19 protein-coding genes are annotated in these 23927 nt (G+C 69.9%); 5 read left to right on the top strand and 14 right to left on the bottom strand.

The window, feature by feature from the left end; all coding sequences use genetic code 11:
• The first annotated feature begins 88 nt into the window (after positions 1-88).
• Entirely contained in the window at positions 89-775 is a 687-nt protein-coding gene (locus HPO96_RS13670; protein WP_171673817.1) for a DUF998 domain-containing protein, read from the top strand.
• The gene (locus HPO96_RS13665) at positions 772-1500 is read left to right on the top strand and encodes an alpha/beta fold hydrolase (protein ID WP_171673816.1); all 729 of its coding nucleotides are present in this window, start codon (positions 772-774) and stop codon (positions 1498-1500) included. Before HPO96_RS13670 ends, HPO96_RS13665 begins: the two co-directional genes overlap by 4 nt.
• Here HPO96_RS13665 and HPO96_RS13660 read toward each other — a convergent pair.
• The 5 genes from HPO96_RS13660 to HPO96_RS13640 all read right to left on the bottom strand — a co-directional run bounded on the left by HPO96_RS13660 (position 1493) and on the right by HPO96_RS13640 (position 9169).
• A complete protein-coding gene (locus HPO96_RS13660; protein WP_171673815.1) occupies positions 1493-2743 on the bottom strand; it encodes an ROK family protein in 1251 nt (416 codons plus the stop codon). The two genes, HPO96_RS13665 and HPO96_RS13660, sit on opposite strands and share 8 nt — an antisense overlap.
• A gap of 79 nt (positions 2744-2822) precedes the next feature.
• Positions 2823-5747, bottom strand: a complete 2925-nt coding sequence (locus tag HPO96_RS13655; RefSeq protein ID WP_171673814.1) for an AAA family ATPase — start codon at positions 5745-5747, stop codon at positions 2823-2825.
• Between the two features lie 94 nt (positions 5748-5841).
• Positions 5842-6033: a hypothetical protein gene (locus tag HPO96_RS13650; protein ID WP_171673813.1), complete on the bottom strand. Its 192-nt coding sequence runs from the start codon at positions 6031-6033 to the stop codon at positions 5842-5844.
• A 17-nt stretch (positions 6034-6050) separates the two neighbouring features.
• On the bottom strand, positions 6051-6251 hold the full coding sequence (locus tag HPO96_RS13645) for a hypothetical protein (protein WP_171673812.1): 201 nt from the start codon (positions 6249-6251) through the stop codon (positions 6051-6053).
• A gap of 23 nt (positions 6252-6274) precedes the next feature.
• Positions 6275-9169 (bottom strand): type 2 lanthipeptide synthetase LanM, encoded by a 2895-nt coding sequence (locus HPO96_RS13640; RefSeq protein WP_171673811.1) that lies wholly within the window; start codon positions 9167-9169, stop codon positions 6275-6277.
• A gap of 419 nt (positions 9170-9588) precedes the next feature.
• Between HPO96_RS13640 and HPO96_RS13635 the strand changes: the two genes are divergently transcribed.
• Both HPO96_RS13635 and HPO96_RS13630 read left to right on the top strand, forming a co-directional pair.
• Complete coding sequence (locus tag HPO96_RS13635; protein ID WP_171673810.1) at positions 9589-10662, top strand: MsnO8 family LLM class oxidoreductase; 1074 nt, start codon at positions 9589-9591, stop codon at positions 10660-10662.
• A gap of 20 nt (positions 10663-10682) precedes the next feature.
• Entirely contained in the window at positions 10683-12146 is a 1464-nt protein-coding gene (locus HPO96_RS13630; RefSeq protein WP_171673809.1) for an NAD-dependent succinate-semialdehyde dehydrogenase, read from the top strand.
• 166 nt (positions 12147-12312) lie between these two features.
• On the opposite strand, the gene HPO96_RS13625 is transcribed toward HPO96_RS13630, so the two are convergent.
• From HPO96_RS13625 to HPO96_RS13595, 7 genes are all read right to left on the bottom strand, one after another.
• The gene (locus HPO96_RS13625) at positions 12313-13533 is read right to left on the bottom strand and encodes a glutathionylspermidine synthase family protein (protein WP_171673808.1); all 1221 of its coding nucleotides are present in this window, start codon (positions 13531-13533) and stop codon (positions 12313-12315) included.
• Positions 13533-13949, bottom strand: a complete 417-nt coding sequence (locus tag HPO96_RS13620; RefSeq protein ID WP_238355123.1) for a hypothetical protein — start codon at positions 13947-13949, stop codon at positions 13533-13535. Before HPO96_RS13620 ends, HPO96_RS13625 begins: the two co-directional genes overlap by 1 nt.
• A gap of 39 nt (positions 13950-13988) precedes the next feature.
• Complete coding sequence (locus HPO96_RS13615) at positions 13989-14663, bottom strand: polysaccharide deacetylase family protein (RefSeq protein ID WP_171673806.1); 675 nt, start codon at positions 14661-14663, stop codon at positions 13989-13991.
• Between the two features lie 235 nt (positions 14664-14898).
• Positions 14899-17331: a glycoside hydrolase family 2 protein gene (locus HPO96_RS13610; RefSeq protein ID WP_238355122.1), complete on the bottom strand. Its 2433-nt coding sequence runs from the start codon at positions 17329-17331 to the stop codon at positions 14899-14901.
• A 76-nt stretch (positions 17332-17407) separates the two neighbouring features.
• On the bottom strand, positions 17408-18019 hold the full coding sequence (locus tag HPO96_RS13605; protein ID WP_171673805.1) for a GDSL-type esterase/lipase family protein: 612 nt from the start codon (positions 18017-18019) through the stop codon (positions 17408-17410).
• The gene (locus HPO96_RS13600) at positions 18016-19110 is read right to left on the bottom strand and encodes a Gfo/Idh/MocA family protein (RefSeq protein WP_171673804.1); all 1095 of its coding nucleotides are present in this window, start codon (positions 19108-19110) and stop codon (positions 18016-18018) included. Before HPO96_RS13600 ends, HPO96_RS13605 begins: the two co-directional genes overlap by 4 nt.
• On the bottom strand, positions 19107-19856 hold the full coding sequence (locus tag HPO96_RS13595) for a sugar phosphate isomerase/epimerase family protein (protein WP_171673803.1): 750 nt from the start codon (positions 19854-19856) through the stop codon (positions 19107-19109). Before HPO96_RS13595 ends, HPO96_RS13600 begins: the two co-directional genes overlap by 4 nt.
• 294 nt (positions 19857-20150) lie before the next feature.
• Between HPO96_RS13595 and HPO96_RS13590 the strand changes: the two genes are divergently transcribed.
• The gene (locus HPO96_RS13590; RefSeq protein WP_171673802.1) at positions 20151-21221 is read left to right on the top strand and encodes a substrate-binding domain-containing protein; all 1071 of its coding nucleotides are present in this window, start codon (positions 20151-20153) and stop codon (positions 21219-21221) included.
• Between the two features lie 50 nt (positions 21222-21271).
• On the opposite strand, the gene HPO96_RS13585 is transcribed toward HPO96_RS13590, so the two are convergent.
• Both HPO96_RS13585 and HPO96_RS13580 read right to left on the bottom strand, forming a co-directional pair.
• On the bottom strand, positions 21272-23365 hold the full coding sequence (locus HPO96_RS13585) for a molybdopterin-dependent oxidoreductase (protein ID WP_171673801.1): 2094 nt from the start codon (positions 23363-23365) through the stop codon (positions 21272-21274).
• A 35-nt stretch (positions 23366-23400) separates the two neighbouring features.
• Entirely contained in the window at positions 23401-23913 is a 513-nt protein-coding gene (locus HPO96_RS13580) for a DEAD/DEAH box helicase family protein (RefSeq protein WP_171673800.1), read from the bottom strand.
• Positions 23914-23927: the final 14 nt, after the last annotated feature.

Genomic DNA, 23927 nt, shown 5'->3' with positions numbered 1-23927 from the left:
GCGCCGACTTTCGGTCGGGCTAGCTCCACCAAAGGGGTATACCTGAGGCGACAGCCAACCCCTTGGTCGATATGCGAGGGTTGGCGTCATGTCCGCCGTACCCGCCGGGTTCCCGTACCGACTGACCCGCAACGTGATGATCGCCGCCGGAATCCTCTACTGCAGCCTGCTGCTGGAGGCCGTCGCGGGCTACCCGCTGGACATCCACACCTCGTTCCTCAGCGAGCTCGGCGCCCGCGACCAGGCGACCAGCCTGGCGGCGCGGGCGATGGATCTGGGGGCGAGCGTGCTGGTGCTGCTCGCGTTCGTGCTGGCCCGGCCGGCGGCGCGGATGCACCGCGACGTCCAGGGCCTCATGCTCAGCGCGGCGGTCTTCGGCGTCGGCACGCTGTTCGACTCGTTCTTCCCGATGGACTGCGCGCCGTCGGCGAGTGCCGCCTGCCGGGCCGCCGAGGCGAACGGGCACGAGGGGACGGCGCTCGTCCTGCACGAGGTGACGTCGACGATGGCCGGGATCGGGACGATCGCGATGGGCGTGTTCGCCGTCCTGGTGCTGCGCCGGATCGGGTGGGGCGGGTTCTGGGGCCGGGTGGTCGCGGTGCTGGCCGCCGGGGTCGCCGTCACGAACGCCTGGCTGGGAGTGGAGACCGGGCTGGAGGTGCTCAGCGGCAACGATCTGCACCCGCCGGGCATCCTGCAGCGGGTCGCGATCCTGCTGGTCTGCCTGCTGCTCGGCGCGCTGCTCCCCGGCCTGCGGAAGGGGTTTCAGCGATGATCTGGATCCTGCTGCCGGGGATGACCGAGACGCCTGAGGAGTTCGGCCCGGTGCTCGAGCTCGTGCCGGGGGCTGACGTCCGGGTGATCGACCCGTGGGTGACGCCGGTGAACGCCGATCCCGCCGTACTGCGGGCTGCCGCCGGCGTCCCGGCCGAGGTCGGTATCGGCCTGATCGGGCACTCGATCGGCGGGCTGGCCGCGCTGCGCTGGGCGCTGAGCCGGCCGGGTGAGGTCGAGCGGCTGGTGCTGGTCGACAGCACGCTGCCGTCCGAGACCGGTCACCGCCGGTTCTACCCCGGGACGCGGGCCGACCGAATCGTTCGCGGCTTCCTCGGGGCCCTCGGCTGGACGGGCCTGCCGTGGCTACTCGGTCCGGTCATCCGCCGGACGAGTGTCCGGGTCGGCAGTGTCACCAAGCGCGATCCGTTGTCGAAGGCAATTATTAAGCGCCGGTACGGCGTTTCGTCTTCCTGGCAACAGTTCTGGGACGAGCTCGCGGCCAGCTGGGTAGCTGCCGAGCAGGTCGGAAAATTACTTGCCCAGGGCCCTGATTCCGTCGTGCTGGTCGCCGTCGGCGGCGGCTCGCGGGCCGGCGCCGACAGCTGGCTCGCCGGTCAGCGCGAGCTCGCCGGCACCTTGGGCGGCCGGGTCGAGGTGCTGGCGGACTCGGCGCACCTCGTGCACCTCGACCGGCCCGACGCGATCGCCGCCGCGATCAGGTAGTGCTGGTCAGTGCCGGGGTCGGGAGTTTGCGCTGCCAGACCTCGTCCAGGGCCATCCGCATCGCGCCGGTGACGACGGCGTCCTCGGCCAGGGCGGACAGCTCCAGCTTCGGGTGGTTCAGCGTCAGCAGCCGGAGCTGATCGGAGATCGCGTCGAGCAGGACGGCGCCGGCCCGGGCGACGCCGCCGCCGATGACGACGGCGGTCGGGTCCAGAACCAGGACGGCCGGGGCGAGGGCGCGGGCGAAGTCGCGGGCGACCTGCTGGACGACGGCCTGCGCGACCGGATCCCGCTCGGCGGCCGCGGCGAAGACATCGGCGGTGTCGAGCTGGTCGCCGCCGAGCTCGGCCAGCCGCGACTCCGGGTGGTCGAGCGCGGCCTGGCGGCCGAGGGTGGCGATCGCCTCCGAGCCGACCGCGCGCTCCAGCGGGCCACGGCTGTCCTCGGGGTTGATCACGTCGTCCGGAGCGGTGGCGATGAAGCCGATCTCACCGGCGGCGCCCGTCCCGCGGTGCAGCCGGCCGTCGATCACGATGCCGGCGCCGAGCCGCTCACCCCACTGGACGGCCAGCAGCGTGCCCGTGCCGCCACGGGCCGCGGCGATGGCCAGGGCGGCCAGGTTGGCGTCGTTGTCGAGGATGACCGGGCAGTCGAGCAGGCTCCGGACATGCTTGATCAGGTCGACCGCGGACCAGCCCGGCACACTCGGGACCAGCTGGACCCGGCCGGTGTGCTCGTCCACGATGCCGGGGCTGGCGGCGACGGCGGCCGCGATGTCGTCGGCCGGAACCTCGGCCTCCGCGAGCGCCTCGGTGATCACCTCGCTGATGACGCCGAGCAGCTCCTGGGCGGTCCAGCCCGGGCCGGACCGGCGGACCAGCGCCAGCTTGCGGCCGGCCAGGTCGGAGACGCCGACGGTGACCCGGTGCGGGCCGACGTCCAGCCCGAGGACGGGCGCGGCGCGGCCGCGCAGCGAGACCCGGATGGCCGGCCGGCCGAGTGAGCGATCCGCGGAGTCCGGCCCGTGTTGCTGCAGCCAGCCGGCATCCAGCAGCTCGTCGACAGCCTGCGCGACGGTCGGTCTGGCCAGCCCGGTGCGCTCGACCAGCTCGGCGACGCGCAGCGGCGCGGGCGCGGAGCGGCGGACCGCGTCCAGGACCGCGGCCACGTTGATCCGGCGCAGCATCGTCGTACCGCCGCCGCCGACCGTTCCCTTGCCCATGTCCGACCCCTTGCCTGCCACCCGCCCAATATATACAGAGCGAGTGTTCATAAATTGCTTCCCCTGCGCGTCTCGTTTCGGACCGCCGGGATCGTAGGGGTCAGTCTTGCAGCACCGTGCGGGCGAAACTGCTCAACGCCTCCCGGTCGGGCTGCTGTGTTTTCGTCATCAGGCTGGCCACGTGCTTCTCGACGGTCCGCGGCGAGATGTGCAGCCGGGACGCGATCGACTTGTTGCCGATCCGGTCCACGAGCAGGCGGCAGACCTCGTACTCGCGGGTCGTGATGCCGAGCTGACGCAGGTGGGCGGGCACCTGGTCGCTGCCGGTGCGGCGCTGGGAGACGGTCGCGCCGAGCTGCCGCAGCAGGCTCCGGCAGACCCCGGCGACCGCCGGGATCTCCGCGTTGTGGAAGTAGTCCTCGGCCTGGCGCAGCCAAGCGATCGGATCGCCCCAGCCGTCGGCATGCGCGGGCTCGGCGACCAGCCGCATGCCCAGATGCCGCGCCATCGGGTACAGCGACGCCGACTCCATCGCTTCGGTCATCTTCGCGTTGGCCGCGTCGTGCTGGCCGTCGCGACCCAGCAGGATCGCATGGGCCATCTGAACGAACTGCCGGTTCCAGCGCATGCCGGCCGCGGCGGTGGTGACGATCGCCTCGAAGTGCGCCCAGCCGTTCCGCCCGGACAGTACGCCGAGCAGCAGCGCCAGACCGTGCTTGCCGGAGGTGTGGAACGTGGTCGGGTTCTGCGCGTCGAAGGCCAGCGCCTGTGCGAGGTCGGAGTCCGCCAGCTCGCGGTTCTCCTCCAGCAGTGCGCAGAACGTCCGGGCCAGGCCGTAGGAGTACGGCAGCTCGTACGACGCGCGCTCGCCGGCTAGCCGGGCCACCTCGGCCAGCGTCTGCTCCATCGCGGCCCGCCGGCCCTGATGCGCTTCGAGGATCGCCTTGGTGGCCAGAAAGTACGACGTCGAGCGGCCGAGCCGGAGGCGGCGGGTCACTTCCAGACATTCGTCGATGAGGGTCGCGGCCCGGCCGTACTCGCTGCGCAGGATGGCCTGCTGGCCGAGGATGCCGTCCACCTCGTACATCAGCGGGATCGCACCGATCCGCAGCGCCTGCTGGCGGGCCCGCTCCAGCTCGGTGATGCTGCCGGTGGCCAGGCAGATCGTGCCGGCTTGGTAGATGTGTGAGCAGACGCGCAAGAAGGTCATCTGATGCTCTTCGGCGACCAGCCGGGCCCGATGGAAGTAATCGATCGACTGATCGAGGTCGTGCTCACGGGCCAGAATTCCCAGCAGTTGCAGGGAATCACAGGCGACGGCCGGCAGTTTGGCTCGCTCGGCGGCCGCTGCGGCTCGGGTGGCCAGCTCGGTCGCGGCGCGCAGCCGGCCCGGGCTGGAGCGGGCCAGCTCCAGGTGGGCGGCGATCGCGTCGACCGGGGCGAGGTCGGCGTCACCGGCGTCCACGCCGAGCAGCGAACGCGCGGTGGCGACATGCGTGAGCGCGGCCGACCAGCGACCGGCCATGTGCTCCAGGTTGGCCAGCTGGACGTGCAGCGCGGCGACCTTGCGGCTGTCGAGCCCGCGGTCGGCCATCTCCTCGATTGTCTGGAGGTGCTCCGCGCTGCCTTCGAACTGGCCGGTCTCGCTCAGGCAGATCAGCAGCGAGCCCAGAACCTCGGCCCGATACGCCGTGTCCGGTTCACCGCTCAGCAGCCCGTTCGCCCGCCGCAGCAGGCTGACTGCCGACGCCATCGAGCCCTCGTCGAACGAACGCCGTCCGGACTCGGCGAACAGCCGACCGGCGCGGGTGTGGTCGCCGCCGGTTTCGGCCAGCTCGGCCACCATCGGGCACCACTCGCCGGGCAGACCCGGGTGTAGCTCTTCGATCGCATCAGCGCAGCGCCTGGCCAGTGTCGCCCGCTCGGGCGGCGTCAGACCGGCCAGCAACGCATCGGCGGTCAGCGGGTGCCGGAAGGCGTACCAGTCCGGCACGGGTTCGTCGGGGCCGACCAGCTGGGCCGTGAGGCCGGCGCGCAAAGTGGCCAACAGCAACCGTTCGTCGGTGCCGGTGGCCTTGCGGACGACGCTCAGCGGGAACCGGTGGCCGATCACGGCGGCCAGCACGAGCAGGTCGCGGGACTCCGGGCCGAGCTGGTTGGTCCGGCTGCTGATGCTGCGGACCACGGCGGCCGGGACGTTGGTGTGCAGGCCGTCGACGACTTGGACGCTGCCGTCCTCCTTGGACATCAGCTGACCGGTGCGGCTGGCCTCCTGCAGCAACTCCTCGACGATGAAAGGGATGCCGGCGCTGTCCTGCCAGAGCCGGTCGACCAGTGTCGGCGGCACGCTGTTGGTCGGTACTTCAAGACATCCGGCGGCCAGCTCACCCACCTGGGCGTGGTTGAGCGGCTGGAGATCGATCAGGCCCGCAGTACCGCGCTGGGCGGACAGCCGGGCCAGCTCCAGCGCCGCGCTGCTCTCCGACCGGACGGTGATGACCAGTGCAATCGGTTGATCTTCGAGGTTGTCGAGCAGGTACTCGAGGACTGCGAGCGTTTCAGGGTCGGAACCGTGCAGGTCTTCCAGAACGAGCAGACAGCCGCGGTCGGCGCCGACGAGGGCGAGCAGCCGCAGTACGGCCTCACCCAGCACGACGGCAGACGTCGCGGTGTCGTGCGATCGGCCGTCGTCCCAATCGGGGACGAGCCGGCCGAGCACTTGCTGGTAGGGGCCGAGGCTCTCGGGCGCGGGCATCTCGCCGCGCCGGATCAACGACAACAGGGCCTCGGTGAGCGGCCGGAAGGCTACACTTGCACCGAGCGCACCGACCCGGCCACGGAGGGTTGCGAGCCCGTCGTCCTGGGCCTGCGCGGTCGCTACGGCGGCGAGCCTGCTCTTGCCGATTCCTGGCTCACCGACCAGAAAAATCGCACCACCGCGCCCCGATCGGGTCGAGGTGAGCAGGCGGTGGAGTCCGTCGATCTCCCCGTCTCTGCCGACCACTTTGGGCGAACGGGTCTGCATAGGCGCAACTGTAACTACGGATTGCTGAGTGCGCAGCGGATCGGCGCGGCCAGTACTGCGGACCGCGCCGATCAAACGCTCGCTGGAGCGACCTTTAGTGGTGGATGGTCGGCCAGGTGCTGCAGGTGTCCTCGACGGCCACCGCGAGGGCAAAGGTGCCCATGCCAACAGTGCCGACCAGGGCCAGTGCGCGGGCCCCGATCTTGCTGCGCTTCGGCAACGCGATCGGACCGAGCGGGTCCGTGGCGTTCAGGTCCTGCTGGGTGTTCGGCTCTTCGTGCTTCATGATTTCTCCCCCGGCTCTCAAGACTCGATCGTCGGCCAGGTGCTGCAGTGGTCGTTCGCCACGGCGGCGACCGCGAAGGCGGTCATGCCGAGGGAGCCGACCAGTGCGAAGGCCCGGGCGCCGATCTTGCTGCGCTTGGGCAGCGTAATCGGGCCGAGCGGATCCGGACAGGCTTCGGTGGGCGGGCTGTGCTGGTCGTCGTGGTGCTGGGCGGTCATGGTGTTTCTCCCCTGTGCTGTGGTCAGCGCGGAACGCGCTTCCCCCCGGTGGTTGTTTCGAGCAACAGCACGGACGGAACGCGTTCGGGGAACGCCAGCCGGAGCAAGCCGTAGCCGATTCCCGCCAGACCGGTCAGCAGACCTGGAGATGGAACCGCACGGGGTGTGCCGCACTGTGGTCCGTACTGCCTTACTGCGGCGACCACGAGCCGGGTCCGGCGTTGCCGAACCCCCTCAACAGCTTCGTGATCGCTGTCGGCGAGCCACGTCAGTGGCTCCACCGCGCCGAGCTCGCCATGACACAGACTCAGGTCTGCGAGCACCGGACGTTCTGCTGCGGCCCTCAGGTAGGAGTCGAGGTCCGCGGGGACTCCGGCGGCCAGCCGGGCCAGTGCGGTGCCGGCATCGCCGGAACACCAGCTGTGGCCGGCCGAGTGGCCGTTCCGGTCCAGATCGGATGCTACCCGCGCGGCGTCCAGGTACTTGTCGCCCGGGACGCCGTACCGGCCGAGGGCCCACGCGATGCCCTGGTAGCCGCGGGCGAAGCCGGAGTGTTTCGCCGAGCGGCAGGTGCGGACACCCTGCTCGACGGCCAGTACCAGCTCGTCGGCGTACCGCTGCGCGATCGCTGCGGCAGCCGGAATGCCTTCCATGGACCGCATCGCGGCCAGCCCGCCGGCTGCGCCCTCGGCGTACGCCGGGAAGTCAGCAGGGTTGGTCTTGATCCCGGACAGCAGCTCCAGCGCGCTGTGCAACCAGCCGGTGATTGCGCTGTCGTTGAGCAGACCGGAGAGGCGGTGCAGGCCGTAGCTGATGCCACCGAGCCCGTGGAAGCCGGGACCGACCAAACCGGTCGATTCGGGGTCTGAGGCCAGGGCCGTCAACAGATTGGGGATCGGACGGATGGCATCCCACGCGAGCTCGCAGTACTTGGTCTCGCCGGTCAGGTTGCCGACCTGCGCCAGGAAGAGCGCCGTACCGAGGTAGCCGTTGCTGAGACCGCCGCCCATCGGCCGGACGGCCCAGTAGTGGTCGTCGAGCAGCTCCAGGCCGAGCCAGTTGGCGGCGCCGTCCGGCGCGCTGATCACCTGCGCCACGATCTCGTCGGCGATGTCGGTTGCGGCGGCGAGCAGGCTGCTGGGGTCGGCGTCCGCAGTGCTGAGGCCGGGCCGGCTGGCGGTACTGAGGTGCGCGATCTGCTCCGGACGGGTCGCCAGCGTCGCGGAGATCAGCCACTTCTGCCGGTGCGCGTCGACGTCGCTCAGCGCGCGCAGCTTGGCCTCGACGGTGCGCAGTCCTTCGGTAGCGAGCACTCCAGGGATGCGCGACCCGTCGGATGCCCATGCGTCCCGGCTGTTCGGGCGAACGGTGAAGAGCGGTACGTCGCCGGCCCACAGGTCGTCCAGCTCGTGCGGGACCAGTGTGTTCAGGGTTTCGTCGGCCTCCCACAGCAGGTCGAGCAGACTGCTGCGGCCGGCGGCGTCGCGCAGTGCGTCCGGGTGCGTCGCTTCGTCCAGCAAACCCGTGTACAGGTTGGTGTTTCGCGGTACGAAGCGCACAGTGGCATCCGCGCAGCGAGCCAGCAGACCGTCCGGCCCGAGCAGCTCGTTCCGGTGCCAGGAGATCGCCTCATACGCGGCCTGGAACCCGGTCAGGACGGCGAGCTCGTGATCCCGCGGTTCGACGACGACGTCGGTCAACCGTGGCCGGTTCTGCCCGCCGCGGGTAGTACCGGGCCGGCGGACCAGGTGCATGGTGTCCAGGCCACAGTCCTCCCAGTCGACGACGTCGATCGGGGTCGTCTCATCGGCGTCCCCGCCGAGGCCCGACATATCCGCGACGCCGTGCTCGCCGGCGACCAGCAGTGGCAGCAACGCCGTGCGGTAGACCGAGCTCATCAGGGTCCGGTACGCCGGGTCGCGGCTCAGACTGCCCGGGGGGAGATGCGTCGGGTGGAACAGCGTCTCGACGTCGACGAGGACCGGCTGCTCGCCGACGGCGATCAGGTTCTCGAAGTGCACGTCGGTGCCGTCGAGTACGTACAGCAGGGCCAGCAGCGCGCCTTGCCGGTGGTAGAAGCGGCGGACGGCGCTCAGGTCGGCGCACGGCTCGGCGGTGATGTGCTCCATCCAGCCGTATTCGCGGCGGAGGAGGAGCTGGACCGTTCGCAGGTCCAGACCGGTTTTGCCGTTCAGCCAACCGACGAAACCGTTGAAGTGTCCGTGCAGGTCGAGCGGCCGTGGCTTGTAGACCACCTGCCGCCCGTCGGCGAAGGTGAGGATCGCTGTACAGCGCCCGCCCCGGTGGGGGTCGCCCCCGGGGTCCACGGCGGTCAGCTCACCGGGGTCGCGGCCGTCGAACAGTCCGGTCACGAGCGACTCACGGTCCTCGGCGAGCCGTGCCAGCAGTTCGAGGTGTCCCTCGACGCTCTGTCGGCACGACTCGCCCAGGACCCGGGCCAGCACCGGATATGCGGCCAAGAACCCCGCCAGCTCGCTCCCTCCGTCGAGCCGGTGGGTGAAGTCCAGAAAACGTGCGGCTGAGGTGCCGCTGGTCAGCTCGCCGCGGTCGCGGGAGCGGGCCAGTTCCAGCACCAGGGTGCGCGAGGCGAGCCGGACGAGCCGCAGTCCGAGCCGCTGCAGGAACTGCTCGGTCAGCACGCCGGTGTGCCCAGCGACGGCCAGGTCGGCCCGGGCGACGGCGAGCAGCGGTTCGAAGCACCGCATGAACGCCTGCCGCCAGTCACTGTCGGGGCCGGCGGCAGGCGGGTTCAGGCGGATCGACCGGCCGCGGTCGACGTACTGTGCCCAGTGCGGCGTGACATCCGGCCGCTCGCCCGGACGCAGCGCTGCGGACCACCAGGCGGCGGCTGCGCGCTGGGCGGTCCGGGGCGGTCCGGAGGTCAGTGAGTTGAGCACGCGATCAGGCTGCCATCGGCCCGTGGTCCCCCACATGGGTATGAAGCCCCCATATTTCTCGACCGGGTCATGGGCAGGGTGGTGCACGCAGGGGTAGCTGCCGCGGGACGACGACTGGGGGTTGATCGACCCGCGGCAGCAACGCCCGGCCGGTGCGGTCTTTGGTGGAAGCCCGAACCGGCTCAGGTGGGGAGCGCTACGGCTCCCAGCTCATGGTGTGCACTCGTCTTCGGCCTCCTCTGTCCGCGAAATCTGGAAGGAACGCCGGGAACGATGCCGGACGCCGCGGGGACGCGGCAAGGGCTCCGATTACCCAAATTCCGGCGGTGATCGAGGGCTTGAACCATGGGGGCACCCCGACGAAAACATGGGGGTTCCACCCCCATGTGCGGCGCGGGCGGCGCTGCGACGGTGAACGGGTGCTATCGCCTGTCTCTCCTGGTCTGCCGGTATCGGCGCATTCGGTGCTCGACACCGTTCCGCAGCTGCCCGGTCAGTCGGCTGCGGCCGCACTCCGGGAGACGGCAGAGGTCGCACAGGCTGCCGACGACCTCGGTTTCCGCCGGTTCTGGTTGGGGGAGCAGCACGGCGTCCGAGGCGTCGGCAGCGCGGCGCCCGCCGTACTCGCGGCAGTACTCGCCGCCCGCACCGACCGGATCCGGCTGGGCGCCGGCGGCGTCCTGCTGACCAACCACCAGCCGCTGGTGATCGCCGAGCAGTTCGCTGCGCTGGCGGCGGCGTACCCGAGTCGCATCGACCTTGGCGTCGGCCAGCAGTTCAACCACGCACCCAGTACGGCGGCCGCACTTGGCGGCAGTGCCCGGGACACGTTCCCGCAGCGGCTCGACGAGCTGTGCGGGTTCCTGCGCGACGGAATGCCCGGCCGCGCGCCGGTCGGTGAGGTGCGGCTGTCACTGGCCGGACTGCCGCCGCCAGTGCTCGTGGTGGCCGACCACCCCGGTGCGGCGTCGATCGCGGCCATGCGTGGGTTGCCCGTCGTAGTGCAACACCACACCGCGACTGCGATGACCAGCGCGGCAGTAGCGGCGTACCGGGATCAGTTCGAGGCCAGCGGGCCGACTGTGAAGCCCTACCTCGCGGTGACGGTTGGAGTGGTCGCTGCGGATACCGAGGCGGAGGCGATCGTGCGCTTCGCGGAGTACGTCCGAGTCAAGAGCCGGCTGCGGGTTGCGCCACCGCGCGCGACCACTGCGGAGCTGATGGCGCTGCTGGATCCGCCGCTCACCGGCCGCGAGCGTGGCCGTGCGGAGCGACTTCTGGACGACCCTGGCCACATCGTCGGCTCCCGGACCTCAGTGGTGTCAGCACTCGGCGAACTGGTCGCAGAGACGACAGCGGATGAGGTCATGCTCGTACCGCTTGCCTTCGACGGCCTCGTCCGCTCGTCGATCCTGCGGACCATCGCAGCCGGCCTGACCCGCACGATCCGCACAGTCCCGCGGCACGCTCCGCCGCTCATTGCCACCGCCTGACGGCGACCTATGGTGGTCATATGGACCAGCAGCGCGAGCAGGCAGTCGTCGAGGGGTGCCCGACCGACCTCTTCATCGGGGGCACATGGCAGGCAGCCGAGGGTGGCCGCACGCTCGGCGTCGAGGATCCGTCCACCGGTACGACGTTCGCCCAGGTGGCTGACGCCAGCCCGGCCGACGGCAAGGCCGCGCTGGACGCCGCCGTCGCAGCACAGGCCGAGTGGGCCGCGACCGCGCCCCGGGAACGCGGGGAGATCCTGCGCCGGACATACGAGCTGATGACCGAGCGGGTCGACGAGCTGGCGCTGCTGATGACGCTCGAGATGGGCAAGCCGGTCGCCGAGTCCAAGGGCGAGATCGCGTACGCCGCCGAGTTCTTCCGCTGGTTCGCCGAGGAGGCGGTCCGGATCGAGGGCAGCTACCAGGTCGCGCCGAACGGCAAAGGCCGCTTCCTGGTGATGCGGCAGCCGGTCGGGCCCTGTCTGCTGATCACGCCCTGGAACTTCCCAGCCGCGATGGGCGCGCGCAAGATCGGCCCGGCGGTCGCGGCCGGCTGCACGATGGTGATCAAGCCCGCCGCGCAGACGCCGCTGTCGATGCTCAAGCTGGCCGAGCTCATGACCGAGGCCGGGCTGCCGGCCGGCGTCCTGAACGTCATCACCACCAGCGACTCCGGCGGCGTGATGGAGCCGCTGATCCGCGACGGCCGCGCCCGCAAGCTGTCCTTCACCGGCTCCACCCAGGTCGGCCGCAAGCTGATCGAACAGGCCGCCGACCAGGTCCTGCGGACCAGCATGGAGTTGGGCGGCAACGCGCCGCTGCTCGTCTTCGCCGACGCGAATCTCGACCAGGCGGTCGAAGGCGCGATGCTGGCCAAGATGCGCAACGGCGGCGAGGCCTGCACCGCGGCCAACCGGATCTACGTCGAGCGTCCGGTGCTGGACGAGTTCTCCCGGCGGCTCAGCGAACGGATGGCCGCGCTGACAGTCGGCCGTGGCACCGAGGACGGCGTCGACGTCGGCCCGCTGATCGACGCCGCCCAGCGTGGCAAGGTCGCCGAGCTGGTCGACGACGCCTTGGCCCGCGGCGCCCGCGCCCTGGTGGGCGGATCAGTTGCTGATGGCAACGGCTACTTCTACCCGCCGACCGTCCTCGCCGACGTCCCGCACGATGCCCGCCTGCAGAAGGAGGAGATCTTCGGCCCGGTAGCGCCGCTGACTGCCTTCGACACCGAGGACGAGGCGGTCCGGATGGCGAACGACACCGAGTACGGCCTGGTCTCCTACCTGTTCACCAACGACCTGACCCGAGCCCTGCGCATCTCCGAACGCCTTGAAACCGGCATGATCGGCCTCAACCAGGGCATCGTCTCCAACCCCGCGGCCCCCTTCGGCGGCGTCAAACAGTCCGGCCTCGGCCGCGAAGGCGGCGCCGTCGGCATCGACGAGTACCTGGACGTCAAGTACGTCGCCATCAACGTATAGGGCGTGTCTCCCAATCCCACGCCTACTGCGGGGCACCCGGCACGGCACCTCGCCGCACGGCGCCGAAGGGCACGATGCAACCACATCGAACCCTCCGCCCCCGCGCGCCGAGCTACCGCACCGGGCACCTCCTCGCTACGGCGCGGAATTGGGAGACACGCCCTAGCTACTCGGCCAGCCAGCGCTGGACGGTTTCGGCGTCCGGGCGGGGGCTGGTGCCGATGGCATGCGGGACGAAGCGGGCGTAGTAGTCGGTGATCGGGCCGTCGGACTCGCGGACCATCATGCCGGCGGCCGAGCCGTCGACGATCCAGCTGCCGATCACGGCCTGGTTGCCGTCGTACGACGGGAGTGGGCACCACTGCTGGTAGACCATGGTGTCCGTGTCGTAGGGGCCGTCCTGGGTGTGGTCGTGGTCGTCGGTGTGGATGACGATGTTGCTGCCCTCGCGGCCGTGCAGCGGTTTGGCGACCCACTCGGTCAGGTCGCCGGGGTGGCCGAAGTACGCCGGGAGCAGGTTCGGGTGTTCGGGGTAGAGCTCCCAGAGCACCGGGAGAATCGCCTTGGTGGACAGCATGGTCTTCCAGACCGGCTCGATCCACTGCACCGGCTGCCGCTCGGTGCCGGCCAGGATGAGCTTGCCGAACGCCTCGTCGAGCATGTCCTCCCACGGGTACAGCTTGAACGCCGTCCGGATCGGACGCCGGCCCCAGTCGACGAAAGCGCGTTGCGTCGACTCCCAGCCGACGTCCTCGATTTCGTGCCCGTACGTCGCCAGCCCAGCCATGGCCGCCGTGTCGCGCAGGTACGCGACCGTCATCTCCTCCTCGCCGGACCGCTCCTGGCCGGAGTTGAAGAAGTGCGCCTCGTTCCCCGGGAAGCGGCCCGCTGCCAGCTGCTGACTCCACCACTGGACCAGGCGGTCGTGCACCGAGTTCCACTGGTCGGCGTCCGGAAAGACATCCTCCAGCCAGTTCCACTGGATCACTGCGGACTCGACCAGGCCGGTCGGGGTGTCGCCGTTGATCTCCAGCATCTTGGGCTCGGCGCCACTCCACACCAGGTCGAAACGGGCGTACACGGAAAGGTCGTCGCGGCGCAGCGACTGCTGGACCAGTGCGAGTGTGCCGGGCGCCAGTCCGAGTTCGGCGTCCGAGAAGTTGCCGCCGGTCGCCATGACGCGGGCGGCGTGCCGGCACATCTCGTAGAGCTCCTCGGTGACCTGTTCGAGGTGCAGCACCTCGTCCATGGTCACCTCGTACCAGGCGCTTTCGTTCCAGTACGGACGCTCCGAGCCGTCCGGCATGTCGGTCATCGGAAAGACGAGGCCCTGCTCGACGACCTTCTGACGCCAGTCGTCACGAGGTTTGATCGCATGCCGCCACATCAACCGCCAGAGCTCCCCTTGCCGGAGTGACCGAAGCCGCCGCGGCTGATCGTACCGATGTCCCCACCGCTCTTGCTGAGCCCGCCACGCTGAATGGACGGCGAACCACCACTACCGCCACCAGACGACTCGTCACGCCGCTGTGGTGTCGTGTAGGTGCCCTGGCTCATCGTGTAGCGGGCACCCACCGCCGGTACGTGCGCACCGCTCCGGGTGGCCATGTAGAACCAGAAGAAGCCCGCCCCCGAGCCCTGGTAGTCGCGCTCGTCCTTGCACTCGTCGTCATCGACTCGGGTCTGTGTCTGCGGTTCGACGCAGATAGCCGCGTAGTCGGGTTGGTCGTCGTCGCTGGAGCAGCCGGTGAAGGCTGCCGCGACCAGTGCCGTCAGGCCGAGCGTGATGCCAGCGCTGCGCATCCGCCTGTTGTTCATGTGTTGGCTGACGCTGAAGTCAAGTCAGCGGTTCCCGTGCATGAGCTGTGTCACTGTCACCAGCTGATAGCCACGCGCCCGCAGCTCTTTCACGATCGGCCCGACCGCCTCATCCGTGTACGGCGCGTTGTCACCACCGTGCATGTGCAGCACGACGATCGACCCGTTCTGCACCGTCGACAGCACCTGTTTGACGATGGGCTTCGGCGACTTCGCGAAACCGTCGGCGCCCGGACAGTCGAGCCCTACCGCGGTCACTCCGGTCGGTGCGAGCTCGTGCAGCGCCGTACCGTCGTAGCAGCCGCCGGGGAACCGGAACCAGCGCGTGGCCTGCGGGTCCAGCTGGTCGAGTTTCACAACCGCTCGCTGGACGTCGGACCGCATGTCTGCCCGGGGGACGGTTCCCAGCGTGTAGCACCTCTTCGTGAAGGCCTTGTGGTCGTAGCTGTGTGTGCCGAGCTCGAAGAGCGGGTCAGCCGCCAGTTCGCGCGTGACCTCGGGGTACTGCTCCATCCACATCCCAGTGAGGAACAGGGTCGCCGGAACCTGCAGTTTGCGCAGCTCCGCGATCAGAGCGGTGTTGTAGTACGACGTCACCTTGCCGCTGAGCAGCCGCTTCCGCATCGCCGCGGTCAGATCGGCGTCGAAGGTCAGCGCGACCAGCTTCTTGTCCCGCGGTCCGTGGTCGATGACCGGCATCAAGTTCTGGTTGTCCGACTGTCCCGGGCGAGCGGGCGGAGTCGAGGGCACCGGGGTCGCCGTGCTGGGAGGCGGTGGCGGAGTGGTCACCGTCGTCGGTGTGGGAGTCGGCGCAGACTGGGTGACTACCCCGGTTGACGGCTCCTGCTGCCCGCAGCCGGCCATCACCACTACAGCTGCCAGTAGCAGCGCTGTCCCCCGTGCCCCAGTCACAGGGGACCAGTATGCCTTCTGCTCAGCTCACCAGGTCGTTGGCCGACCGCAGGACCGGTACGCCGACCTCGGTCGGAGCAGCCGCTCCGGTGACGTGGAACGTGTGCTGCTCACCGGCGGCCAGGGTGACCAGACATGAGTCCACACGGGCCGCCGGGTCGAGGCGGTCCGGGAAGAGGGCCAAGTCCTTGGCCAACGCGGTTGCCGTGACCGTGACGTCGTAGCCATCGTCGGTCGGCGTCACGACCGAGGTGTACGCATCCGCTGCCAACAGGAGCGCAGTGTCCTCGACGAAGTACCAGAACGCGGTGGATCCGTCGCCGCCGCGGACTTCGAGGTACTCGTGCGTCGAGTCGAGGGAGACGAGCGACGCCGGCACGGGAAGCGTGACCGCCGACCGGGCGGGCACCTCCAGGGTGATGCTTTCGCGGGCGAAGGTCTCACCGCCTTGGCCGGTCGCACGGCGCGCCAGCAGCAGCTGCGTCGTCCAGACCTCGTCGGAGTCGTTGTGGGCGGCTACGACCAGGCCGTCCTCCCGCGGCTGCACGGAGAGCAGGCGGTCGGCGTACACCCGCTTCAGGGCGAACCAGAGCGGCTTACGGATGCCGTGGCCGTCGACAGCCGCCCACGAGACCACCGGCCAGTTGTCGTTGAGCTGCCAGATGATCGCACCGGTGTTCAGCGGGAACAGACTGCGGAAGTGCTCGATGCCGTAGCCGATTGCGCGCGCCTGGTTGAGCTGCGTCGTCCAGTGCCAGTCGTCGATGTTCTTCCAGAGCGGGAGATGGTCGCCCAGACCGCGCTCCAGCTTGAGGTTGCCCTCGTACGCCTTCTGGTGCACGAGCATCTGCTCGCCGTACGGATCGAGCGGCACGTCGTGCACGACCGAGGTGAGCGTCGACCAGGCCGGTGGCCCCTGGAAGCCGAACTCCGACACGAACCGCGGCTTGTACTTGCGGTACGTCGAGTAGTCGACCTGGTTCCACACGTCCCAGACGTGCATCGTCCCGTTGCGCTCGTCGTTGGGGTGGATGAAGTGGTCGTACGAGTAGGGGCTGCCCTGCGAGTACGGCGTCCGCGGGTCGAGCGAGGCGACGATCTTCGGCAGCAGGTCGAAGTAGTAGCCCTCGCCCCACTTGCGCCCGGCCAGCGGCGCGCGCCAGCCCCACTCGACGTAACCCCAGATGTTCTCGTTGTTTCCGTTCCAGACGGCCAGGCTGGTGTGCTTGCTCAACCGGGTGACGGCGTCCCGGGCCTCGGCCTCGACCTCGCTCCACAGCGGCTCGTCCTCGGAGTACGCCGCGCACGCGAACAGGAAGTCCTGCCAGACCAGGATGCCCTGTTCGTCGCAGATGTCGTAGAAGTCGTCGGTCTCGTAGATCCCGCCGCCCCAGACCCGCAGGAGGTTCATCCCGGCGTCGATCGCGTCCTGGATGCTGGTCTCGTACGTCGCCCGGTTCAGCCGGGTGACGAACGCGTCGTCCGGGATCCAGTTCGCGCCGTGGACGTAGATCGGCCGGCCGTTCACCGACAGCACGAACGGGCCGCCGTCCTTGTCGGGGGCAACGTCCAGCGTGATGTCGCGGAAGCCGACCCGGCCGGTCCAATTGTCCTCGGCAACTGTCACGGTGACGTCGTACAGCGGCTGGTCGCCGTAGCCGCGCGGCCACCAGAGGTTGACGTCGGCAACTGTTGCCAGCAAGGTCACTTCAGTTGTGCCAGGGGCAACCGTCTCGCCGGCGGTCGCGCCACCGACCTCGACCGTCACGGTCGTATCGGGTGCGCCGTCCGACCACGCCAGCGCGACATGGGTGGTGAGAGTGCCGTCGCCGGCGGCCAGCGGGCGGACGCTTGCGATCCGGACGCCGGACCAGGACTCGATCCGGATCGGCTTCCAGATCCCCGCTGTCGCGAGATCCGGGCCCCAGTCCCAGCCGTAGTTGCTGGCCATCTTCCGGATCGCGTTGTAGGCGTGCTTGTTGGTGTGCGGCCAGAGTCCGAGCGTCTCGGCGAGCTTCTTCGCCGTCTCGACCGGCGAAGCGAACTCGATCACCAACTCATTGCCGGTAGCAACCAATCGATCGGTGACATCGAACCGGTAGGTGCGGTGCTGGTTGCAGGTCTGGGCGAGCTGCGTCCCGTTCAGCGTCACGGTGGCCGCGGTGTCCAGCCCCTCGGTCACCAGCTCCTGGACGGCCTGCCCGTCCGGGGCCCAGTCGAACGTCGTCCGGTAGACCCAGTCGGTGCTGCCGATCCAGGCCAGCTTGCTCTCGTTGTCCCCGTCGAACGGGTCCGGGATCGCGCCGGCCGCGAGCAGATCGGTGTGCACCTCGCCGGGCACGGTCGCGGCGATCGGCGTACTCAGCAGCGCGCTGTCGCCGGCGGGCACCGGCCCGGCGACGGCCTGCAGGGTCCAGGCGGCGCCGCCCTCGGTGGTCAGCGAAAGAGTGTTCAACGGAGTCTCCAGAGAGCGTGAACCGGTTTAGTCAGGACAAACTACAGCTCCCCCGTGAGGTGAGGGGAGCTGCAGTTCAGGCTTCGAGAACGGTTGCGCGCCACAGGTCGGCGAGGGCGCGGTGGCCGGCTGCCGTCGGGTGGACGCCGTCGTCCGCGAGGGTGTCCGCGCCGACGGTCAGCGCCTGCCGGGTGAGCTCGGTGAACGCCGGCACCAGGACGGCGTTGAACTCCGCGGCGAGTTTGCGGACGATCTCGAGTTTCGGGTCGAGATCCTCCGACCACATGACCTGGCTGGGCTTGACCGGGAGGACGAACGGCTCGATCAGCACCACCGGGCAGGTCAGCGGGGCCAACAGCTCCCGGTACGACGCCTCGAACGACTCCGGCGTCGTCGGGTCGTCCTCGTCGTATCGCCGCCAGGTGTCGTTGATCCCGATCAGGATCGAGACCAGGTCGGGTTGGTGTGCCAGGACGTCGGTCGGCCACCGCGCGGCCAGGTCGACCGTGCGGTGGCCGCTGATCCCGGCGTTGACGACCCGCGGCCGGTCGGCGCCGAAGCCGTCGTACAGGTCGCGGACGTAGCCGTCACCGAGCTGCGCCGGGTCGTCCCGGCGTCCGCAGTCGGTGACGGAGTCCCCGGCGAACACGACGGTCCACCGGGGATCCAGGGTGAGCTTGGTCGTCACAGCGTGGCCGCGTGCACGTCCCAGTCCTCCGGCAGGACCGGCGGGACGTCGACAGTGCTGGTCACGTCCACGAACGCGCCGGTGTCGATCGAGTCGGTGATGGAGGCCATCACGTCGACGACGTGGAACGCGAGCGCTCCGCTGGCCCGGTGCGGCCGGTCCGCGCGGATGGCGCGCGCCATCTCCAGGACGCCGGTGCCGCGCTGGGCGGTCGCCTTCGTCGTGGTCAGCGTCTCCCAGTCCTCGGCGCCGCGGCGGCGGATCTTGATGTCGCCGTCGAACGCGTTCGGGTCCGGGACGGCGAGGGTCGCCTCGGAGCCGGTGATCTCGACGAACCCGGCCCGCGACAGCGGCGAGTCGAAGCTGAAGATGCTCTGCGACGACTGCCCCGACTCGAACCGCGCGATCGCGCTGACATGGGTCGGCACGGTCACGTCGAAGTCGGTGCCGGCCAGCGGCCCCGAGCCGATCGTGCGCTTCTCCCGCGACTTCGAGCCGATGCCGGCGACCGCCGCGACCGGGCCGAACAGCTGGACCAGCGTGGTCAGGTAGTACGGGCCGATGTCCCAGAGCGGGCCCGCGCCCTCCTGGAACAGGAACGCCGGGTTCGGGTGCCAGGACTCGGGGCCGGGCGACTGCATCAGGGTGAGAGCGGTCAACGGCGTACCGATGTCACCGCGCTCGATGATGCGGCGCGACTCCTGCAGGCCCGGGCCGAGGATGGTGTCCGGGGCGCAGCCGAGGCGCAGGCCGGCGTCCTGGGCGGTCGCCAGCAGCTTGCGGCCGCTGTCCTGGTCCAGCGAGAAGGGCTTCTCGCTCCACACATGCTTGCCGGCGGCAACGGCTGCCAGAGCCACCTCGACGTGCGCGATCGGGATGGTCAGGTTGACCACGATCTCGACGTCCGGGTGGTTCAGCACGGTCTCGGGGCCGCCGTGGGCCTCGATACCGTACTCGCTCGCCTTGTCCTTGGCGGCCTCCGGGCGCAGGTCGCCGATCGCGACGACCTTCAGGTCCGGGAAGCTCTGCATACTCTTGATGTACGCGTCGGAGATGACCCCGGCGCCGATCACACCTACGCCGACCGTCATGCGGGTGCGTCCTCTCCGGTCAGGAACTTGAAGCTGGCCTCGACGGCGTCGAAGATCTCGCCCTCGTAGTCGTCCAGCTCGACGACGCGCAACGCCTGCGGAGCGGCGGCCAGGATGTCCCGGACGGCGATCTCGCCGTTGCCGACGCCGACCTGGGCCTTATTGTTCAGCGTGCCGTCGCCGTCCTTGACGTGCAGCGCCTGGACGCGGTTGCCCCACTTGGCCAGGATCGCCGGGACATCGGCGCCGCCGACCACGGCCCAGTAGGTGTCCACCTCGAGGATCACGTCGTCGTTCAGGTGGTCGACGAAGATCTCCAGCGCGTGCACGCCGTCGATCTTGTTCTCGAACTCGAAGTGGTGGTTGTGGTAGCCGACCGTGATGCCGTGCTCGGCCGCCTCGACCGAGGCCTGGTTGAGGGCTTCGGCGGTGGCCTTGACGTCGTCCGCGGACGTCCAGCGGGCCGGGTCGATGTAGGGCTCGATGACGGTGCCGATACCGAGCTGCTTGGCGGCGGCGTAGATCGGGGCCGCGTCCTCGCGGAGCAGGCCCGCGTGCGTGGTGGGGGCGGTCAGACCGTGCTTGGGCAGCGCCTCGGCCAGCTTCTCCGCCGCGCCCGGCACACCGAAGGGTTCGACCTTCGTGAAGCCGATCTCGGCGATCCGGGCCAGGGTGGCGTCGAAGTCCTCCTCGAGCTTGTAGCGGACCGTGTACAACTGGAGGGACAGGTTGTCCACTGCGACCATGGTGTTCTCCATGAGGTGTTGTGGTGACCGGCGGCGCTCCCGCTGCCCTTGGGAACCGTCGCCGGCCTGCTTGCCGAACCGGTTAAGTAACAGCGGCAACCGTATCCCACGCGGAACCGCCTCGACTAGGGTCCGCCCACACCTCGGCCGATCGCGACCGGAACCGGCGAGTTCCGATATGTGATCAAAAAAGTCACTTTCTGCTCCCACTTGGTGACACGGTGTGGTAATCGGCGCACACTAGAGGATTCCGGACCGACCGTCAGCGGTCCGGCCGCCCGTGAGGAGTTTGTTGTGCCCCGAGTCACCATCAAGGAGATCGCACGCCGCGCCGGCGTCTCCAAAGGCGCGGTGTCGTACGCGCTGAACAATCAGCCCGGAGTGTCCGCGGCTACCCGTGCGCGGGTTCTCAGAGTCGCCGAAGAACTGGAGTGGGTACCGAATCGCGCCGCCCGGCAGCTGTCGGCGGCGCGCAGTGAGACGTTCGGGCTGGTCCTGGCCCGGACGGCGCAGACGCTGACCGAGGAGCCGTTCTACCTGGGCTTCGTCGGCGGCGTGGAGTCCGTACTCGCGGATCGCTCGTACGCGCTGGCCCTTCAGGTGGTGTCCAGCTTGGACGAGGAGCTCGCGACGTACCGGAAATGGGCTGCCGAGCGGCGCGTGGACGGCGTCATCGTGGTCGACCTGCGGATGGCCGACCCGCGGATCGCGCTGCTGCGCAAACTCGGCCTGCCCGCCGTCCTGGTCGGCGACCCGCAGCTGGCCGACGGCCTGCCCTGCGTCTGGACCGACGCCGCCGCCGCGATGAACGCGGCCCTCGGACACGTGGCAGCACTGGGGCACCGCCGCGTCGCCCGCGTCGCCGGGCCGCCGGAGTACGGCGACGTCTGGATCCGCGACCGCGCCTTCTTCAACGCCGGCCGTTCCCTCGGCCTCGACCTCACCCTCGTCCACACCGACTACTCGGCCGACCAAGGCGCGGCCGCCACTCGCGACCTACTCGCCGCCGACCCTCGCCCGACCGCCGTCATCTACGACAACGACCTGATGGCCGTAGCCGGCCTGTCGGTTGCCCAAGGCCTGGGCGCCGTCGTCCCCGACGACCTCACCCTGGTCGCCTGGGACGACTCCACCCTCTGCCGAATCACCCACCCGCGCCTCACCGCCATGTCCCACAACATCATCGGCTACGGCGCCGAAGTCACCCACCGCCTGCTGTCCCTCCTGGACGGCGCACCCCCCGAATCCCACCTCTACTCCACAAGACTCCTGGTCGTCCGCGAGTCCTCCGGCCCACCCGCCGTCCGCCCAACCCGCTGCGACCGCCCACCCCGCTACGCTCCCCGCCCGCACCACACCCCCTGACCGGGCGCTGCCCCTCTCGCCACAGGTGGAGCGAGAGGGGCAGCCGCCTCTCAGGAGGCGGTGACGGTTACCGGGACGCCGTTCACGGCGGCGGTGCCGGCTACTGCGTCCGTCAGGCCGGCGTCGGTGAGGTCGTTGGCGCTGATGCCGGCCAGGCGGCTGGCTATCTGGAGTTGGACGCCGTCGCGCTGGTGGCCGAAGCCGTGCGGGAGAGAGACCACGCCGCGCATCATGTCGTTGCTAGAGGCAACTTCTACGGAGAGGGCGCCGGCGGCGGAGGTGATGGTGACGAGCTGGCCGGTGGTGAGATCGCGGGCGGCCAGGTCGGCGGGGTGCATGAGGAGGTGGTGGCGGGGTTTGCCCTTGGTGAGGCGGGTGGAGTTGTGCATCCAGGAGTTGTTGTTGCGGAGGTGACGGCGGCCGATCAGGAGGAGTTCGCCGTCGGCGGGGGTGGGGAGGGCGGCGAGCCGGGGGAGGTCGGCCAGGATCAGGGGCTGGTCGAGGTTGATCCGTTTGGACTTGTGGAAGAGAGCTTGGGGGAGAGCCGGCTGGAGCGGCCCGAGGTCGACTCCGCCAGGGGTCTTGCGAAGCTTCCGGAGTGAAAGCTTGTAGGGGCCGATCCGGAGACCGGCGTCCACGACCCGGCGGGGCGGCACGCGCAGCCGCGCTTCGGTCAGGAGCCGCTTGCGGCTGAGCGGCGTACGGCGGGCGAGCGCGATCCCGAGGTCGCGGAAGATCTCCCAGTCGTGCCGGGCATCGGCCGGCTTCGGCAGCACGGCGTCGTTCCACCGGGCCGTGTTGCGGACGGCGAGCTGGTGGAAGACGACGTCGTAGTGCTCACGCTCGAGCGGTGGCGCCGGCGGGAGGATCACATCCGCATGCCGGGTGGTCTCGTTCAGGTACGGATCGATCGCGACCATGAACTCCAGCGACTCGAAGGCCTCGTCGAGCCGCCGCCCGTCCGGCGTCGACAGCACCGGATTACCCGCGATCGTCACCATCGCCCGGATCTGCCCGTCGCCCGGCGTCAGGATCTCCTCCGCCATCACCGACACCGGCAGCTCCCCGCCGAACTCCGGCAGGCCGCGCACCCGGCTCGACCAGGCCCCGATATGCCCACGCCCCAACCCGAGCAGCGTGTTCACCGCCGGCCGCGCGAACATGGTCCCGCCCGGCCGATCCAGATTCCCGGTGATGAGGTTCAGCACCTGGATCGCCCACTGACACAACGCGCCGAACTGCTGCGTCGACACCCCGACCCGCCCGTACACCGCGGCCCGCCCGGCCGTCGCGTACTCCCGCGCGATCCGCCGGATCACCGCCGCGTCGATCCCGGTCACCGCCGCCGCGCGCTCCGGCGTCCACTCCTCGACCGCGGCCTCCACCGCCGCGAGCCCATCGACGTACGCCGCCGGCCGTGCGTGCCCCTCCGCGATCACCTCGCGGATCAGCGCGAGCAGGAACGCCGCGTCCGTCCCCGGCCGCACGAAGTGATGCTCGTCGGCGACCGCCGCGGTCTCCGTCCGCCGCGGGTCGATCACGACCACCTTGCCGCCGCGCTTACGCACGTCCTTCAGCCGCCGGGCGAACCCGGGCGCCGTCATCATGCTCCCGTTCGAGGCGAGCGGGTTCGCGCCGAGCATCAGCAGGTACGCCGTCCGGTCGATATCCGGGACGGCGATCATCAGCTGATGCCCGTACAGCTGGTACGACGCGAGCATCTGCGGCAGCTGATCGATCGACGTCGCGCTGAATTTGTTCCGGGTTCGCAGCTGCCGGACGAGCGTCGGCATATGCGTCAACGCGCCCAGGCTGTGCACGTTCGGGTTGCCGAGGTAGACGCCCACCGAGTTCCGCCCGTGCTCGCGCTGGACCGCGGTCAGCTTCTGGACGATCAGCGCGTACGCCGCCGCCCAGCCGATCGGCTCCCAGCCGTCCGCGGTTCGGCGTACCGGAGTGCGCAGCCGGTCCGGGTCCTCCTGCAGGTCGCGGAGCGCGACCGCCTTCGGGCAGATGTGCCCGCGCGACAGCGGATCGGACTCGTCACCGCGGATGTCGGTGACCTGGCCGTCCTCGACGGTCACCAGCACGCCGCAGATCGCTTCACACAGGTTGCACGAGGTCCGCCGTACTGTGGTCGCCATCCAGCCAAACTACCCCCGGGTAGCGTGGCCCGCCATTACTCGAAGCGCGCCTCGTCGAGCCGGCCGAGGATCGCGTCGACGGTCTCGGCCGCGGACAGGTCGGAGTTGTCCAGCCAGAGGCCGCGGCGCGGGCTGAACGCGTGCAGCTCGTAGTCGAGCTCGTCGACCAGATGGTGCGAGCCGCCGAGCCGGCCGGAGACGACCTCCGGCCGCGGGGTCAGGACGACGAGGTAGCGCGGGCGGGTCCGGATGCCGTCGAGGAACTCGCGGAGCAGCTCGCCGATCACGACATCCTGCAGGACGACGGTGAAACCGGCCTCGGCGTACTGGTCGGCGGCCGTGCAGGCGAGCCGGAACCCGAGCTGCATCTGGCGCTGCGCGGCGACCGGATCCTCGGCCATCGAGGCCAGGCCGCTGACGATCATCCGGCGGAACAGGCTGCCCGGCAGATGGACGCCGTACTGGAACCGCTCGGCCAGCAGATGGGAGACCGCGGTCTTCCCGGCCGCCATGATTCCGCTGACGACGATCACGCCCTCGGATTCCATGGGTGTGATCGTGC

Source organism: Kribbella sandramycini, assembly GCF_013131805.1.
Classification (GTDB): Bacteria; Actinomycetota; Actinomycetes; order Propionibacteriales; family Kribbellaceae; genus Kribbella; species Kribbella sandramycini.
Note: the sequence above shows the minus strand (reverse complement) of the source record. Positions and strands in the feature narration are given on the sequence as shown.

Coding starts and splice junctions, on each gene's coding strand:
- HPO96_RS13670 (WP_171673817.1), top strand. CDS start 89: ATGTCCGCCGTACCCGCCGGGTTCCCGTACCGACTGACCCGCAACGTG.
- HPO96_RS13665 (WP_171673816.1), top strand. CDS start 772: ATGATCTGGATCCTGCTGCCGGGGATGACCGAGACGCCTGAGGAGTTC.
- HPO96_RS13655 (WP_171673814.1), bottom strand. CDS start 5,747: ATGCAGACCCGTTCGCCCAAAGTGGTCGGCAGAGACGGGGAGATCGAC.
- HPO96_RS13650 (WP_171673813.1), bottom strand. CDS start 6,033: ATGAAGCACGAAGAGCCGAACACCCAGCAGGACCTGAACGCCACGGAC.
- HPO96_RS13645 (WP_171673812.1), bottom strand. CDS start 6,251: ATGACCGCCCAGCACCACGACGACCAGCACAGCCCGCCCACCGAAGCC.
- HPO96_RS13630 (WP_171673809.1), top strand. CDS start 10,683: ATGGACCAGCAGCGCGAGCAGGCAGTCGTCGAGGGGTGCCCGACCGAC.
- HPO96_RS13625 (WP_171673808.1), bottom strand. CDS start 13,533: ATGTGGCGGCATGCGATCAAACCTCGTGACGACTGGCGTCAGAAGGTC.
- HPO96_RS13620 (WP_238355123.1), bottom strand. CDS start 13,949: ATGCGCAGCGCTGGCATCACGCTCGGCCTGACGGCACTGGTCGCGGCA.
- HPO96_RS13615 (WP_171673806.1), bottom strand. CDS start 14,663: ATGCCGGTCATCGACCACGGACCGCGGGACAAGAAGCTGGTCGCGCTG.
- HPO96_RS13600 (WP_171673804.1), bottom strand. CDS start 19,110: ATGACGGTCGGCGTAGGTGTGATCGGCGCCGGGGTCATCTCCGACGCG.
- HPO96_RS13595 (WP_171673803.1), bottom strand. CDS start 19,856: ATGGTCGCAGTGGACAACCTGTCCCTCCAGTTGTACACGGTCCGCTAC.
- HPO96_RS13585 (WP_171673801.1), bottom strand. CDS start 23,365: ATGGCGACCACAGTACGGCGGACCTCGTGCAACCTGTGTGAAGCGATC.
- HPO96_RS13580 (WP_171673800.1), bottom strand. CDS start 23,913: ATGGAATCCGAGGGCGTGATCGTCGTCAGCGGAATCATGGCGGCCGGG.